We start from the raw sequence: 17,194 nt of genomic DNA on the forward strand, positions 1-17,194 counted from the left end.
CGGGCCCCGGTCGGTTCGGGTGCCGGCACAGCCGTGGGGCATCTGCCCGAGGAGGACGACCGTCGGCGTCCCGCCGCGTCCGGCTCGCACGAACGCGCGCGTTCCCCTGGCCGACGTGAAGCGTCGGCCAGGGGAACGCGCGCGGTTTCAGACGCCGGCGAGGGTGCCGGTGGCGTTCCGGGTCCAGGCCTGCTCGTCCGCGTCCCGGCTGTAGATGGTGATCGGCCGGCGGCCGGACTCGTCGACCGGGCCGGCCAGGAGGTGCAGCACCTTCTCCCGATCTCCCGACAGGGCCACCGGCACCTGGAACAGCAGCTCCTCGACCTCCTCGCAGCCCGTCCTTCGGCCTGCGTGGAGGGCGAGTTCGAGGAGTGCGGTGCCGGGGAGGAGGGTGGTGCCGGCGATGGTGTGGTCGTTGAGCCAGGGGTGTGCGGCAGTGGTGAGGGTGGTGGTGAGGAGGTGGGTGCCGTCGGGGAGTTCGGTGGAGGTGGCGAGGAGTGGGTGGTCGGTGGCGGCGAAGCCGAGGTGATGGGCTTCGGTGCGGGGTTCTGGTGTGAGCCAGTAGTGGTTGCGGGTGAAGGGGTAGGTGGGCAGGTCTGCGGGGGGTGTGGGGGTGGTGGGCCAGGTGAGTCCGGTGGGGGTGGTGGTGTGGAGGGTGGCGAGGGCGGTGGTGAATGTTTCGGTCTGGTCGGTGCGGGGGTTCTGGGTGGGGATGACGGTGATGGTTTCGCGGGTGCCGTCTTCGGTTTCGAGGGTGGTGTGGGTGAGGTGGGTGAGGGTGGTGTCGGGGCCGATTTCGAGGTAGGTGGTGACGCCGAGTTGGGTGAGGGTGGTGATGCCTTGGTGGTAGTGGACGGGGGTGCGGGCTTGGGTGGCCCAGTGGGTGGGGTTGGTGAGTTGTTGGGTGGTGGCGAGTTGTCCGGTGGTGTTGGTGATGAGGGGGGTGGTGGGTGGTTGGTGGGTGAGGGTGTGGGCGGTGGTGGTGAGTTGGTTGAGGAGGGGGTCGAGGTGGCGGGAGTGGAAGGCGGCGGAGACGGGGAGGGTGTGGTGGGGGATGTGGTGGGTGGTGAGGTCGTGGGTGAGGTGGGTGAGGGCGTGGTGGGTTCCGGCGAGGGTGGTGTGGCGGGGTGAGTTGTGGGCGGCGATGTCGATGTCGGGGTGGTGGGTGAGGAGGTCGTGGAGTTGGTGGGCGGGGGCGGTGACGGTGAGCATGCCGGTGTTGTGGGGGAGTTGGTGCATGAGGCGGGCGCGGGTGGTGACGAGGGTGCAGGCGTCGGTGAGGGTGAGGATGCCGGCGGTGTGGGCTGCGGTGATTTCTCCGATGGAGTGGCCCATGAGGTAGTCGGGGGTGAGTCCGCGTTCTTGGAGGTAGGTGATGAGGGCGGTTTCGAGGGTGAAGAGGGCGGGCTGGGTGTAGAGGGTGTCGTTGAGGAGGTCGGCGTGGGGGGTGTCGGGCTCGGCCCACATGATGTCGAGCAGGGGGTGTTCGAGGTGGGTGTCGAAGTGTGCGGCGATTTCGCGCAGTAGTTGGTCGAAGCGTGGGTGTGTGGTGGCGAGTTCGCGTCCCATGCCGGGGTACTGGGAGCCCTGTCCGGCGAACAGGACGGCGAGTTTCCCGCTCGGGGCGGGTGTTCCGGTGGTTGTGGCGGGGTGGCTGTGGCCGGTGGCCAGTGCGGTGGCCTGGGTGATCAGGTCTTCGCGGGTGTTGGCCTGGAGGACGGCGCGGTGGGGGTGGGTCTCGCGGCGGGCCAGTGCGTCGGCGATGGCCACGGCGCTCAGTCCGGGACGGTCACCGGCGTGCTCGGCCAGACGGCCCGCCGCCCGGCCCAGCGCCCCCTCATCACGCGCCGACAACACCCAGGTCATGTCCTCGGTGTCCGTCTCGTCGGACACGAGGCGGGCGGGGGCTGTGGGTGGTTCTTCGATGATGACGTGGGCGTTGGTGCCGCTGATGCCGAAGCTGGAGATGGCGGCGCGGCGGGGTGTGTGGGTGGTGGGCCAGGGTTGGGGTTGGTTGAGGAGGGTGAGGGGGGTGGTGTTCCAGTCGATGTGGGGGGTGGGGTTGGTGCTGTGGAGGGTGGGGGGGAGTTGTTGGTGGTGGAGGGCTTGGATCATTTTGATGATGCCGCCGACGCCTGCGGCGGCTTGGGTGTGGCCGATGTTGGTTTTGAGGCTGCCGAGCCATAGGGGGTGGTTGGTGGGGCGGTGGGGTGCGTAGGCGTGGTGGAGGGATTGGGCTTCGATGGGGTCGCCGAGGGTGGTGCCGGTGCCGTGGGCTTCGATGGCGTCGATGTCGTGGGGGGTGAGGTGGGCGTTGGCGAGTGCTTGGGTGATGACGCGTTGTTGTGCGGGGCCGTTGGGGGCGGTGAGGCCGTTGGAGGCGCCGTCCTGGTTGATGGCGCTGCCGCGGATGATGGCGTGGATGGGGTGGTGGTGGCGTTGGGCGTCGGAGAGGCGTTCGAGGAGGAGGAGTCCGGCGCCTTCGGCCCAGCCGGTGCCGTCGGCGTCGGCGGAGAAGGCTTTGCAGCGGCCGTCGGGGGAGAGTGCGCGTTGGCGGCTGAATTCGATGAAGGTGGAGGGGGTGGACATGATGGTGACGCCGCCGGCGAGGACGAGGTCGCATTCGCCGGTGCGGAGGGCCTGGGCCGCCTGGTGGAGGGCGACGAGGCTGGAGGAGCAGGCGGTGTCGATGGTGATGGCGGGGCCTTGGAGGCCGAAGGTGTAGGCGATGCGGCCGGAGGCGACGCTGGGCATGGAGCCGTTGCTGATGTAGCCCTCGAAGCCGGCGGGGGCGGGGTGGAGGCGGGAGCCGTAGTCGTCGTACATGACTCCGGTGAAGACGCCGGTGTGGGTGCCGTGGAGGGTGGTGGGGTCGATGCCGGCGCGTTCGAAGGCTTCGGTGGTGAGTTCGAGGAGGAGTCGTTGTTGGGGGTCGATGGCGAGTGCTTCGCGGGGGCTGATGCCGTAGTAGGCGGGGTCGAATTCGGCGGCGGTGTGGAGGAAGCCGCCGTGGCGGGTGGTGGAGGTGCCGAGGTGGTCGGGGTCGGGGTGGTAGAGGCTGTCGGGGTCCCAGCCGCGGTCGGTGGGGAATCCGGTGACTGCGTCGGTGCCTTCGGCGACCAGGTGCCAGAGGTCTTCGGGGCTGTTGACGCCGCCGGGGTAGCGGCAGGCCATGGAGACGATGACGATCGGGTCGTCGTCCGGGCGGGTGGTGGTGTGTGCGGGTAGTGGGGTGTGGTCGGGGGTGTGGGTGGGGGTGATCTGGTCGGTGATGTGGGTGGCGAGTGCGGCGGGGGTGGGGTGGTCGAAGATGAGTGTGGAGGGCAGGCGTAGTCCGGTTTCGCGGTTGAGGCGGTTGCGTAGTTCGACTGCGGTGAGGGAGTCGAAGCCGAGTTGTTTGAAGGCTTGGTCGGTGGTGAGGGTGCCGGGTTGGGTGTGCAGGACGGTGGCGCAGACGTGGGCTACCAGGTCGCGGACGGCGGTGGTGCGTTCTGCTGGGGAGAGGGCGGCCATTTGTTGTTGCCAGCTGGTGGCTGTGTTGGTGGTGTTGGTGTTTCGGGTGGCGCGTTGGTGTTGGGGGGTGGTGGCCAGGCGGTGGAGGAGGGGTGGGAGTTCGCCGTTGTTGGCGAGTGTGGTCAGGGTGGTGCGGTCCCAGCGGGTGGGTGCGAGCAGGGGGACGGGGAGGTCGAGTGCGGCGTCGAGCAGGGCGGTGCCTTCGGTGGTGGTCAGTGGGGTCATGCCGGTGGCGGTCCAGCGGGCGGTTTCGGAGGTGCTGAGGGCGGAGCCCATTCCGTCGGCCCAGAGCCCCCAGGCCAGGGAGGTGGCGGGAAGGCCCTGTGCGTGGCGGTGGTGGGCGAGTCCGTCGAGGAAGGTGTTCCCGGCCGCGTAGTTGGCCTGTCCCGGCGAACCCAGCAGACCAGCCACCGACGAGTAGACAACAAACGCCACCAGGGGTTGTTCGAGAGTGGCTTGGTGGAGAGTCCAGGCGGCGTCGACCTTCGCGGTCAGGACGGGTGTGACCTGTTCGGGCTGGAGGGTGGTGAGGGTGGCGTCGGCGACGATGCCGGCAGTGTGGATGACGCCGGTGAGGGGGCCGGTGGCCGCGGTGTCGTCGATGAGGTCGCGGACGGCTTGGGGGTTGGTGACGTCGCAGGCGACGACGGTGGTGGGGGTGCCGGCGGTCGTGAGTTCGGCGGCGAGCGTCTGGGCGCCAGGGGCGTCGGGGCCGCGTCGTGAGACCAGCACGAGACGGCCGATGTCGGATCGCGTGGCCAGCAGGCGGGCGGTGACGGCGCCAAGTGCTCCAGTGCCGCCGGTGATGAGGACGGTGCCGTTGGTGAAGTTGGTGGGGGTGGGGGTTTGGGTGGTGTGGCGGGTGAGTTGGGGGGTGAGTACGGTGCCGGCGCGGATGGCGAATTCGGGGAGTTCGGCGGTGAGTGCGGTGGTGAGGGCGGTGGTGTCGGCGGTGGTGAGGCTGGTGGTGGGGAGGTCGGCGTGGGTGATGGCTGTGGGGTTTTCGGAGTGTGCGGTGCGCAGGAGTCCGGTCAGGGCTGACTGGGGCAGGTTGATGGGTTCGCCGTTGGTGGTGGTGGCGCCGGTGGTGAGGACTGTCAGGCGGCTGTCGGTGAGTGCGGGTTCTGCCAGCCATGCCTGGAGGGTGTTCAGGACGGTCAGTACCAGGGTGTGGGTGGTTTCAATGACGTTGCTGTTGCTGTTGCTGTTGCTGTTGCTGTTGCTGTGGGGGGCTGGGGGGCGGTAGAGGACGGTGGTGGGTGCGGGGGTTTCGGGGGTGATGTCCGCCAGCAGGGCCGTCAGGTCCGGGTAGTGGGCCGAGATCCCGGGGATCGGGATGCCGTCGCCGAGTTGCACCCAGCCTGTCGGCATGGCTGGTGTGCTGTCGTCGGCCTGCGCGTGGTCGGCGGGTGCGACCGGGTTGAGTGGGGTCGGGGTCCATTGGATTTGGGATATGGGTGTGGGTGTTGCGAGGGCGTGGGGGTCTGCGGTTGCGAGGGTGAGGCTGGTGATGGTGAGGGCGGGGGTGCCGTCGTCGGTGTAGGCGTGGAGGGTGATGGTGTCGGGTGTGTCGGTGTGGGTGGTGGTGTGGACGCGTAGGGAGGTGATGGGTCCGGGTGTGGGGTGGGTGGTGACGTTGGTGAAGGTGTAGGGCAGGCGGAGTGGGGTGTCGGTGCCGGTGGGTGCGACCAGGGGGTGCAGGGCGGCGTCGAGCAGGGCGGGGTGGAGGGTGTATCCGGTGGGTTCGTACTGGCTGGGCAGTTGGATGTGGGACCAGCCGGTGGTGGGGTGGGTGGTGTCGGGCCAGTGGGCCTGGACGCCGCGGAAGGCGGGCCCGTACTGGTAGCCGTGGTCGGCCAGTTCGTCGTAGAAGCTGTCGAGGTCGGCGGGGTGGCCGAGGCCGTCGGCGGGCCAGTGGAGGGGGCCGGGCAGGTCGGCGGGCTGGGCGTTTGTGAGGGTGCCGCTTGCGCGCAGGGTCCAGGTGCGGTCGTCGTCGGGGCTGAGTGTGCGGGTGTGGATGGTGAAGTGCCGTTGGTCCTGGTCTGCGGTTTCGACGGTGATCTGCAGCTGGGCCGGGAGGGTGATGGGGGAGTGGAGGGTCAGCTCGGCGACGTGCGGGTGATCGACCAGGTCGCCTGCGTGGAGGGCGAGTTCGAGGAGTGCGGTGCCGGGGAGGAGGGTGGTGCCGGCGATGGTGTGGTCGTTGAGCCAGGGGTGTGCGGCAGTGGTGAGGGTGGTGGTGAACAGGTAGGAGCCGTCGGGGAGTTCACTGCCCGCGGCCAGCAGTGGGTGATCGGCGGGGCCCAGGCCTATCTGCACCGCATCGGTGCGGGGTTCTGGTGTGAGCCAGTAGTGGTTGCGGGTGAAGGGGTAGGTGGGCAGGTCTGCGGGGGGTGTGGGTGTGGTGGGCCAGGTGAGTCCGGTGGGGGTGGTGGTGTGGAGGGTGGCGAGGGCGGTGGTGAATGTTTCGGTCTGGTCGGTGCGGGGGTTCTGGGTGGGGATGACGGTGATGGTCTCGCGGCGGTTGGGGTTTCCGCTCTTGCTCTTGGTGTTGTCGAGGGCGTCGCTGTTGTCGTTGTTGTTGAGTGTTTCGAGGGTGGTGTGGGTGAGGTGGGTGAGGGTGGTGTCGGGGCCGATTTCGAGGTAGGTGGTGACGCCGAGTTGGGTGAGGGTGGTGATGCCTTGGTGGTAGTGGACGGGGGTGCGGGCTTGGGTGGCCCAGTGGGTGGGGTTGGTGAGTTGTTGGGTGGTGGCGAGTTGTCCGGTGGTGTTGGTGATGAGGGGGGTGGTGGGTGGTTGGTGGGTGAGGGTGTGGGCGGTGGTGGTGAGTTGGTTGAGGAGGGGGTCGAGGTGGCGGGAGTGGAAGGCGGCGGAGACGGGGAGGGTGTGGTGGGGGATGTGGTGGGTGGTGAGGTCGTGGGTGAGGTGGGTGAGGGCGTGGTGGGTTCCGGCGAGGGTGGTGTGGCGGGGTGAGTTGTGGGCGGCGATGTCGATGTCGGGGTGGTGGGTGAGGAGGTCGTGGAGTTGGTGGGCGGGGGCGGTGACGGTGAGCATGCCGGTGTTGTGGGGGAGTTGGTGCATGAGGCGGGCGCGGGTGGTGACGAGGGTGCAGGCGTCGGTGAGGGTGAGGATGCCGGCGGTGTGGGCTGCGGTGATTTCTCCGATGGAGTGGCCCATGAGGTAGTCGGGGGTGAGTCCGCGTTCTTGGAGGTAGGTGATGAGGGCGGTTTCGAGGGTGAAGAGGGCGGGCTGGGTGTAGAGGGTGTCGTTGAGGAGGTCGGCGTGGGGGGTGTCGGGCTCGGCCCACATGATGTCGAGCAGGGGGTGTTCGAGGTGGGTGTCGAAGTGTGCGGCGATTTCGCGCAGTAGTTGGTCGAAGCGTGGGTGTGTGGTGGCGAGTTCGCGTCCCATGCCGGGGTACTGGGAGCCCTGTCCGGCGAACAGGACCGCGAGCTTCCCGCTCGGGGCGGGTGTTCCGGTGGTTGTGGCGGGGTGGCTGTGGCCGGTGGCCAGTGCGGTGGCCTGGGTGATCAGGTCTTCGCGGGTGTTGGCCTGGAGGACGGCGCGGTGGGGGTGGGTCTCGCGGCGGGCCAGTGCGTCGGCGATGGCCACGGCGCTCAGTCCGGGACGGTCACCGGCGTGCTCGGCCAGACGGCCCGCCGCCCGGCCCAGCGCCCCCTCATCACGCGCCGACAACACCCAACTCACCCGCCCCCCAACCAAACCACCTTCCTGTGCGGCCTGGCCGGGAGTGCCGTCGTTGGCCTCCGGTGTGGAGGAGGACGCTTCGGTTTGTTCGGTGGGTGGTTCTTCGATGATGACGTGGGCGTTGGTGCCGCTGATGCCGAAGCTGGAGATGGCGGCGCGGCGGGGTGTGTGGGTGGTGGGCCAGGGTTGGGGTTGGTTGAGGAGGGTGAGGGGGGTGGTGTTCCAGTCGATGTGGGGGGTGGGGTTGGTGCTGTGGAGGGTGGGGGGGAGTTGTTGGTGGTGGAGGGCTTGGATCATTTTGATGATGCCGCCGACGCCTGCGGCGGCTTGGGTGTGGCCGATGTTGGTTTTGAGGCTGCCGAGCCATAGGGGGTGGTTGGTGGGGCGGTGGGGTGCGTAGGCGTGGTGGAGGGATTGGGCTTCGATGGGGTCGCCGAGGGTGGTGCCGGTGCCGTGGGCTTCGATGGCGTCGATGTCGTGGGGGGTGAGGTGGGCGTTGGCGAGTGCTTGGGTGATGACGCGTTGTTGTGCGGGGCCGTTGGGGGCGGTGAGGCCGTTGGAGGCGCCGTCCTGGTTGATGGCGCTGCCGCGGATGATGGCGTGGATGGGGTGGTGGTGGCGTTGGGCGTCGGAGAGGCGTTCGAGGAGGAGGAGTCCGGCGCCTTCGGCCCAGCCGGTGCCGTCGGCGTCGGCGGAGAAGGCTTTGCAGCGGCCGTCGGGGGAGAGTGCGCGTTGGCGGCTGAATTCGATGAAGGTGGAGGGGGTGGACATGATGGTGACGCCGCCGGCGAGGACGAGGTCGCATTCGCCGGTGCGGAGGGCCTGGGCCGCCTGGTGGAGGGCGACGAGGCTGGAGGAGCAGGCGGTGTCGATGGTGATGGCGGGGCCTTGGAGGCCGAAGGTGTAGGCGATGCGGCCGGAGGCGACGCTGGGCATGGAGCCGTTGCTGATGTAGCCCTCGAAGCCGGCGGGGGCGGGGTGGAGGCGGGAGCCGTAGTCGTCGTACATGACTCCGGTGAAGACGCCGGTGTGGGTGCCGTGGAGGGTGGTGGGGTCGATGCCGGCGCGTTCGAAGGCTTCGGTGGTGAGTTCGAGGAGGAGTCGTTGTTGGGGGTCGATGGCGAGTGCTTCGCGGGGGCTGATGCCGTAGTAGGCGGGGTCGAATTCGGCGGCGGTGTGGAGGAAGCCGCCGTGGCGGGTGGTGGAGGTGCCGAGGTGGTCGGGGTCGGGGTGGTAGAGGCTGTCGGGGTCCCAGCCGCGGTCGGTGGGGAATCCGGTGACTGCGTCGGTGCCTTCGGCGACCAGGTGCCAGAGGTCTTCGGGGCTGTTGACGCCGCCGGGGTAGCGGCAGGCCATGGAGACGATGACGATCGGGTCGTCGTCCGGGCGGGTGGTGGTGTGTGCGGGTAGTGGGGTGTGGTCGGGGGTGTGGGTGGGGGTGATCTGGTCGGTGATGTGGGTGGCGAGTGCGGCGGGGGTGGGGTGGTCGAAGATGAGTGTGGAGGGCAGGCGTAGTCCGGTTTCGCGGTTGAGGCGGTTGCGTAGTTCGACTGCGGTGAGGGAGTCGAAGCCGAGTTGTTTGAAGGCTTGGTCGGTGGTGAGGGTGCCGGGTTGGGTGTGCAGGACGGTGGCGCAGACGTGGGCTACCAGGTCGCGGACGGCGGTGGTGCGTTCTGCTGGGGAGAGGGCGGCCATTTGTTGTTGCCAGCTGGTGGCTGTGTTGGTGGTGTTGGTGTTTCGGGTGGCGCGTTGGTGTTGGGGGGTGGTGGCCAGGCGGTGGAGGAGGGGTGGGAGTTCGCCGTTGTTGGCGAGTGTGGTCAGGGTGGTGCGGTCCCAGCGGGTGGGTGCGAGCAGGGGGACGGGGAGGTCGAGTGCGGCGTCGAGCAGGGCGGTGCCTTCGGTGGTGGTCAGTGGGGTCATGCCGGTGGCGGTCCAGCGGGCGGTTTCGGAGGTGCTGAGGGCGGAGCCCATTCCGTCGGCCCAGAGCCCCCAGGCCAGGGAGGTGGCGGGAAGGCCCTGTGCGTGGCGGTGGTGGGCGAGTCCGTCGAGGAAGGTGTTCCCGGCCGCGTAGTTGGCCTGTCCCGGCGAACCCAGCAGACCAGCCACCGACGAGTAGACAACAAACGCCACCAGGGGCAGGTCCTGGGTGAGTTCGTGCAGGTGCCATGCGGCGTCGGCCTTGGGTCGCAGGACGCGTGTCGTGCGGTCCGTGTCCAGCGCTGTCACCAGGCCGTCGTCGAGGATGCCGGCGAGGTGGAAGACGGCGGTGAGCGGGTGCGCCGCGGGGATGTCGGCGAGGACGCCGGCCAGGGCCGTACGGTCGCCGACGTCGGCGGCCGCGGTATCGACGGTGGCGCCGAGTTCCTGGAGTTCCGCGACGAGTGCGCCGGCGCCGTCCGCGTCCGGGCCGCGGCGGCTGACGAGCAGCAGATGCCTGACGTCCCGGTGGCGGACCAGATGCCGGGCGAGCATCGCACCGAGCCCACCCGTCCCGCCGGTGATGAGGACGGTGCCGTTGGTGAAGTTGGTGGGGGTGGGGGTTTGGGTGGTGTGGCGGGTGAGTTGGGGGGTGAGTACGGTGCCGGCGCGGATGGCGAATTCGGGGAGTTCGGCGGTGAGTGCGGTGGTGAGGGCGGTGGTGTCGGCGGTGGTGAGGCTGGTGGTGGGGAGGTCGGCGTGGGTGATGGCTGTGGGGTTTTCGGAGTGTGCGGTGCGCAGGAGTCCGGTCAGGGCTGACTGGGGCAGGTTGATGGGTTCGCCGTTGGTGGTGGTGGCGCCGGTGGTGAGGACTGTCAGGCGGCTGTTGGTGAGTGCGGGTTCGGCCAGCCATGTCTGGAGGGTGTTCAGGACGGTCAGTACCAGGGTGTGGGTGGTTTCAATGACGTTGCTGTCGCTGTTGCTGTTGCTGTTGCTGTTGCTGTTGCTGTGGGGGGCTGGGGGGCGGTAGAGGACGGTGGTGGGTGCGGGGGTTTCGGGGGTGATGTCCGCCAGCAGGGCCGTCAGGTCCGGGTAGTGGGCCGAGATCCCGGGGATCGGGATGCCGTCGCCGAGTTGCACCCAGCCTGTCGGCATGGCTGGTGTGCTGTCGTCGGCCTGCGCGTGGTCGGCGGGTGCGACCGGGTTGAGTGGGGTCGGGGTCCATTGGATTTGGGATATGGGTGTGGGTGTTGCGAGGGCGTGGGGGTCTGCGGTTGCGAGGGTGAGGCCGGTGATGGTGAGGGCGGGGGTGCCGTCGTCGGTGTAGGCGTGCAGGGTGATGGTGTCGGGTGTGTCGGTGTGGGTGGTGGTGTGGACGCGTAGGGAGGTGATGGGGCCGGGTGTGGGGTGGGTGGTGACGTCGGTGAAGGTGAAGGGCAGGCGGAGTGGGGTGTCGGTGCCGGTGGGTGCGACCAGGGGGTGCAGGGCGGCGTCGAGCAGGGCGGGGTGGAGGGTGTAGCCGGTGGGTTCGTACTGGCTGGGCAGTTGGATGTGGGACCAGCCGGTGGCGGGGTGGGTGGTGTCGGGCCAGAGGGCCTGGACGCCGCGGAAGGCGGGCCCGTACTGGTAGCCGTGGTCGGCCAGTTCGTCGTAGAAGCTGTCGAGGTCGGCGGGGTGGCCGAGGCCGTCGGCGGGCCAGTGGAGGGGGCCGGGCAGGTCGGCGGGCTGGGCGTTTGTGAGGGTGCCGCTTGCGCGCAGGGTCCAGGTGCGGTCGTCGTCGGGGCTGAGTGTGCGGGTGTGGATGGTGAAGTGCCGTTGGTCCTGGTCTGCGGTTTCGACGGTGATCTGCAGCTGGGCCGGGAGGGTGATGGGGGAGTGGAGGGTCAGCTCGGCGACGTGCGGGTGATCGACCAGGTCGCCTGCGTGGAGGGCGAGTTCGAGGAGTGCGGTGCCGGGGAGGAGGGTGGTGCCGGCGATGGTGTGGTCGTTGAGCCAGGGGTGTGCGGCAGTGGTGAGGGTGGTGGTGAACAGGTAGGAGCCGTCGGGGAGTTCACTGCCCGCGGCCAGCAGTGGGTGATCGGCGGGGCCCAGGCCTATCTGCACCGCATCGGTGCGGGGTTCTGGTGTGAGCCAGTAGTGGTTGCGGGTGAAGGGGTAGGTGGGCAGGTCTGCGGGGGGTGTGGGTGTGGTGGGCCAGGTGAGTCCGGTGGGGGTGGTGGTGTGGAGGGTGGCGAGGGCGGTGGTGAATGTTTCGGTCTGGTCGGTGCGGGGGTTCTGGGTGGGGATGACGGTGATGGTCTCGCGGCGGTTGGGGTTTCCGCTCTTGCTCTTGGTGTTGTCGAGGGCGTCGCTGTTGTCGTTGTTGTTGAGTGTTTCGAGGGTGGTGTGGGTGAGGTGGGTGAGGGTGGTGTCGGGGCCGATTTCGAGGTAGGTGGTGACGCCGAGTTGGGTGAGGGTGGTGATGCCTTGGTGGTAGTGGACGGGGGTGCGGGCTTGGGTGGCCCAGTGGGTGGGGTTGGTGAGTTGTTGGGTGGTGGCGAGTTGTCCGGTGGTGTTGGTGATGAGGGGGGTGGTGGGTGGTTGGTGGGTGAGGGTGTGGGCGGTGGTGGTGAGTTGGTTGAGGAGGGGGTCGAGGTGGCGGGAGTGGAAGGCGGCGGAGACGGGGAGGGTGTGGTGGGGGATGTGGTGGGTGGTGAGGTCGTGGGTGAGGTGGGTGAGGGCGTGGTGGGTTCCGGCGAGGGTGGTGTGGCGGGGTGAGTTGTGGGCGGCGATGTCGATGTCGGGGTGGTGGGTGAGGAGGTCGTGGAGTTGGTGGGCGGGGGCGGTGACGGTGAGCATGCCGGTGTTGTGGGGGAGTTGGTGCATGAGGCGGGCGCGGGTGGTGACGAGGGTGCAGGCGTCGGTGAGGGTGAGGATGCCGGCGGTGTGGGCTGCGGTGATTTCTCCGATGGAGTGGCCCATGAGGTAGTCGGGGGTGAGTCCGCGTTCCTGGAGGTAGGTGATGAGGGCGGTTTCGAGGGTGAAGAGGGCGGGCTGGGTGTAGAGGGTGTCGTTGAGGAGGTCGGCGTGGGGGGTGTCGGGCTCGGCCCACATGATGTCGAGCAGGGGGTGTTCGAGGTGGGTGTCGAAGTGTGCGGCGATTTCGCGCAGTAGTTGGTCGAAGCGTGGGTGTGTGGTGGCGAGTTCGCGTCCCATGCCGGGGTACTGGGAGCCCTGTCCGGCGAACAGGACCGCGAGTTTCCCGCTCGGGGCGGGTGTTCCGGTGGTTGTGGCGGGGTGGCTGTGGCCGGTGGCCAGTGCGGTGGCCTGGGTGATCAGGTCTTCGCGGGTGCCGGCCTGGAGGACGGCGCGGTGGGGGTGGGTCTCGCGGCGGGCCAGTGCGTCGGCGATGGCCACGGCGCTCAGTCCGGGACGGTCACCGGCGTGCTCGGCCAGACGGCCCGCCGCGCGGCCCAGCGCCCCCTCATCACGCGCCGACAACACCCAACTCACCCGCCCCCCAACCAAACCACCCACCGCTTCCAGCGCGGTGGTGAATGTTTCGGTCTGGTCGGTGCGGGGGTTCTGGGTGGGGATGACGGTGATGGTCTCGCGGGTGTCTGGGTTCTCGGCGTCGCTGCCGAAGTTTTCGCTGTTGTCGTTGTTGTTGAGTGTTTCGAGGGTGGTGTGGGTGAGGTGGGTGAGGGTGGTGTCGGGGCCGATTTCGAGGTAGGTGGTGACGCCGAGTTGGGTGAGGGTGGTGATGCCTTGGTGGTAGTGGACGGGGGTGCGGGCTTGGGTGGCCCAGTGGGTGGGGTTGGTGAGTTGTTGGGTGGTGGCGAGTTGTCCGGTGGTGTTGGTGATGAGGGGGGTGATGGGTGGTTGGTGGGTGAGGGTGTGGGCGGTGGTGGTGAGTTGGTTGAGGAGGGGGTCGAGGTGGCGGGAGTGGAAGGCGGCGGAGACGGGGAGGGTGTGGTGGGGGATGTGGTGGGTGGTGAGGTCGTGGGTGAGGTGGGTGAGGGCGTGGTGGGTTCCGGCGAGGGTGGTGTGGCGGGGTGAGTTGTGGGCGGCGATGTCGATGTCGGGGTGGTGGGTGAGGAGGTCGTGGAGTTGGTGGGCGGGGGCGGTGACGGTGAGCATGCCGGTGTTGTGGGGGAGTTGGTGCATGAGGCGGGCGCGGGTGGTGACGAGGGTGCAGGCGTCGGTGAGGGTGAGGATGCCGGCGGTGTGGGCTGCGGTGATTTCTCCGATGGAGTGGCCCATGAGGTAGTCGGGGGTGAGTCCGCGTTCCTGGAGGTAGGTGATGAGGGCGGTTTCGAGGGTGAAGAGGGCGGGCTGGGTGTAGAGGGTGTCGTTGAGGAGGTCGGCGTGGGGGGTGTCGGGCTCGGCCCACATGATGTCGAGCAGGGGGTGTTCGAGGTGGGTGTCGAAGTGTGCGGCGATTTCGCGCAGTAGTTGGTCGAAGCGTGGGTGTGTGGTGGCGAGTTCGCGTCCCATGCCGGGGTACTGGGAGCCCTGTCCGGCGAACAGGACCGCGAGCTTCCCGCTCGGGGCAGGTGGTTCTTCGATGATGACGTGGGCGTTGGTGCCGCTGATGCCGAAGCTGGAGATGGCGGCGCGGCGGGGTGTGTGGGTGGTGGGCCAGGGTTGGGGTTGGTTGAGGAGGGTGAGGGGGGTGGTGTTCCAGTCGATGTGGGGGGTGGGGTTGGTGCTGTGGAGGGTGGGGGGGAGTTGTTGGTGGTGGAGGGCTTGGATCATTTTGATGATGCCGCCGACGCCTGCGGCGGCTTGGGTGTGGCCGATGTTGGTTTTGAGGCTGCCGAGCCATAGGGGGTGGTTGGTGGGGCGGTGGGGTGCGTAGGCGTGGTGGAGGGATTGGGCTTCGATGGGGTCGCCGAGGGTGGTGCCGGTGCCGTGGGCTTCGATGGCGTCGATGTCGTGGGGGGTGAGGTGGGCGTTGGCGAGTGCTTGGGTGATGACGCGTTGTTGTGCGGGGCCGTTGGGGGCGGTGAGGCCGTTGGAGGCGCCGTCCTGGTTGATGGCGCTGCCGCGGATGATGGCGTGGATGGGGTGGTGGTGGCGTTGGGCGTCGGAGAGGCGTTCGAGGAGGAGGAGTCCGGCGCCTTCGGCCCAGCCGGTGCCGTCGGCGTCGGCGGAGAAGGCTTTGCAGCGGCCGTCGGCGGACAGCGCACGCTGACGGCTGAACTCCACGAACATGCCCGGTGTTGACATGATGGTGACGCCGCCGGCGAGGACGAGATCGCATTCGCCGGTGCGGAGGGCCTGGGCCGCCTGGTGCAGGGCGACGAGGCTGGAGGAACAGGCGGTGTCGATCGTGACCGCGGGACCGGCCAGGCCGAATGTATAGGCCACCCTTCCCGAGATGACGCTCGGCGTAACGCCGGTGAGCAGGTAGCCGGCCGTGTCCGCCGGAGCGTCGGCGAGCCGCGGCCCGTAGTCCAGCCCGGTGGCCCCCACGAAGACGCCGGTGTGGGTGCCGTGGAGGGTGGTGGGGTCGATGCCGGCGCGTTCGAAGGCTTCGGTGGTGAGTTCGAGGAGGAGTCGTTGTTGGGGGTCGATGGCGAGTGCTTCGCGGGGGCTGATGCCGTAGTAGGCGGGGTCGAATTCGGCGGCGGTGTGGAGGAAGCCGCCGTGGCGGGTGGTGGAGGTGCCGAGGTGGTCGGGGTCGGGGTGGTAGAGGCTGTCGGGGTCCCAGCCGCGGTCGGTGGGGAATCCGGTGACTGCGTCGGTGCCTTCGGCGACCAGGTGCCAGAGGTCTTCGGGGCTGTTGACGCCGCCGGGGTAGCGGCAGGCCATGGAGACGACCACGATCGGGTCGTCCTCCACGTCCCGCGGACCCACCGTCGCGACGGCCGCCGTGCCGCCGGAGCGCACCTCGGCCAGATGCCGGGCGAGCGCGGTCGGCGTCGGGTGGTCGTAGAGCACGGTGCTGGGCAGCGCGATGCCGGTCTCCGCCTCCAGTGCGTCGCGCAGTCCCACTGCCCCGAGTGAGTCGAGCCCGAGGGTACGGAAGGTGCGGTCGGCGGCGACGTCCTCGGCGCGGGCATGACCGAGCAGCTGCGCGGCCGCACGGCGCACCGTGTCGAGCAGGTCGCGACGGTCGGCCGACGGTCGCGTCGCCGGCAGTGCGGCCGTCGCGGCGGCAGCCACGGGACCGGTCGGCGCGGTGCCCGGCCAGTACCGGCCGCGGTCGAACGCGTAGCCCGGCAGGGCGACGCGGGCCGGGAACAGCCCGGCGAAGGCCGGCGCCCAGTCGACGGCCTCGCCCTGCTCGAACCGGTCCACGAGGGCGCGCAGTTCGGACGGGACGGGGAGACCTGCCGGACGTACGCCATCGGCCACCGCGTCGAGCCCGTCCCGCAGTGCCTCGCGGTCCGCGGCGAGCACGACGGCCCGGTGTTCGTAGCTCTCGCGGGTGGTCGCCAGCGAGAAGGCGATGTCCGTCGGGCTGAGGTCGTCGGACTCCAGTGCGGCGTGCAGTCGGCCGGCCTGGGCGCGCAGCGCGGTCTCGGTCCGGCCCGACAGCGGGAACGGCAGCAGACGGGAGACCGGCGTCTCGTCACGGGGAGCGGGCGCCGGCGCATCACTCAGCACCAGGTGGCAGTTGGTCCCGCCCATGCCGAACGAGCTCACACCGGCGATCAGCTCCCTGTCCGGTGTCGGCCAGGGAGTGAGCGACTGCTGTACCCGCAGGCCGAGCGCGTCCAGGTCGATCGCCGGGTTCGCCGTCTCGAAGTTGAGGCTGGCCGGCAGCCGCCTGTGCCGGATGCTCAGCGCAGTCTTGATCAGCCCGGCGATGCCGGCGGCACCCTCCAGGTGCCCGATGTTGGTCTTGGCCGAGCCGACGCGCAGCGCTCCCCGGCGTGACGCCGGGGCCAAGGCCGTACCCAGGGCGGTCGCCTCGATCGGGTCGCCGACGCGCGTGCCCGTGCCGTGCAGCTCGACGTACTGCACCTCGTCGGCCGCCACTGCGGCTGTCGCGTACGCGCGCCGCAGCAGAGCGGTCTGGGCGTCGGTGCTGGGGACCGTCAGCCCGTCCGTCGCGCCGTCGTTGTTCACCGCGCCGCCGCGGATCACGGCGTGGACGCGGTCCCCGTCGGCGAGCGCGTCCGGCAGCCGCTTGAGCAGCACCACGCCACCGCCCTCGCCCCGGACGAAGCCGTTGGCGCGGGCGTCGAAGGTGTAGCACCGGCCGTCCGGCGACAGCCCGCCGAAGCTCTCGACCGCCGCGGCCGCCGCCGGGTCGAGCAGTAGGTTCACGCCTCCCGCGATGGCCAGCGAGGCTCCGCCGCCGCGCAGGCTCTCGCAGGCGAGCTGGACAGCCACGAGGGACGACGCCTGGGCCGCGTCGACGACCATGCTCGGGCCCTGCAGACCCAGCGCGTAAGACACCCGGTTGGCTATCAGCCCGCGGCGGGTGCCGGCCAGGGTGTGGTGGCTGACCGCCTCGGGCGCGACCCGGTGCACGATGGCTCCGAAGTCGTCGGAGAACGAGCCGATGAAGACGCCCGTCGAGCTGTCACGCAGGCCGGACGGGCGTACGGCGGCGTCCTCCAGCACTTCCCAGCTGAGCTCCAGCACCAGCCGCTGCTGCGGATCCATGGTGACGGCCTCCTTCGGCGAGATGCCGAAGAAGGCCGGGTCGAACGCGTCGACGGACTCGAGGAAGCCGCCGAAGGCCAGGGGACCGTCCACCTGTGCGGCCGGGTCCGTGGCGCCGGCCAGCTCTGCGCGGTCGGCCGGCAGTGGGCCGACCGCGCTCTCGCCGGCGCTGAGGAGCCTCCAGAAGGAGGCGAGGTCAGGGGCGCCTGGGAAGCGGCACGCCATGCCGATGATGGCGATGTCGACCGGTGCGGACTGCGCGGCGTGCGTGTGCTCTGACTCCATGGCGCCTGGCGGCCTTCCTGTGGCGAGTTCTGGCCGGCGGGACCTGGCGCCTGCGGAACACGGCGCTCTCGGACCGCCCTGCCCGATAGGAGAGTGTTGTGCCGAGTGCAGCTCGATCATGGTGGATGTGCCGTGAACGTCACCACCCGTAGGCACCCCTAGACACGCC

General features: G+C 69.6%; 1 protein-coding gene. It reads right to left on the bottom strand.

The window, feature by feature from the left end; all coding sequences use genetic code 11:
* Positions 1-147 precede the first annotated feature (147 nt).
* Entirely contained in the window at positions 148-17,025 is a 16,878-nt protein-coding gene (locus OG966_RS30715; RefSeq protein WP_326653216.1) for an SDR family NAD(P)-dependent oxidoreductase, read from the bottom strand.
* Positions 17,026-17,194 lie beyond the last annotated feature (169 nt).

Source organism: Streptomyces sp. NBC_01750 (assembly GCF_035918095.1).
In the GTDB taxonomy this organism is placed as follows: domain Bacteria; phylum Actinomycetota; class Actinomycetes; order Streptomycetales; family Streptomycetaceae; genus Streptomyces.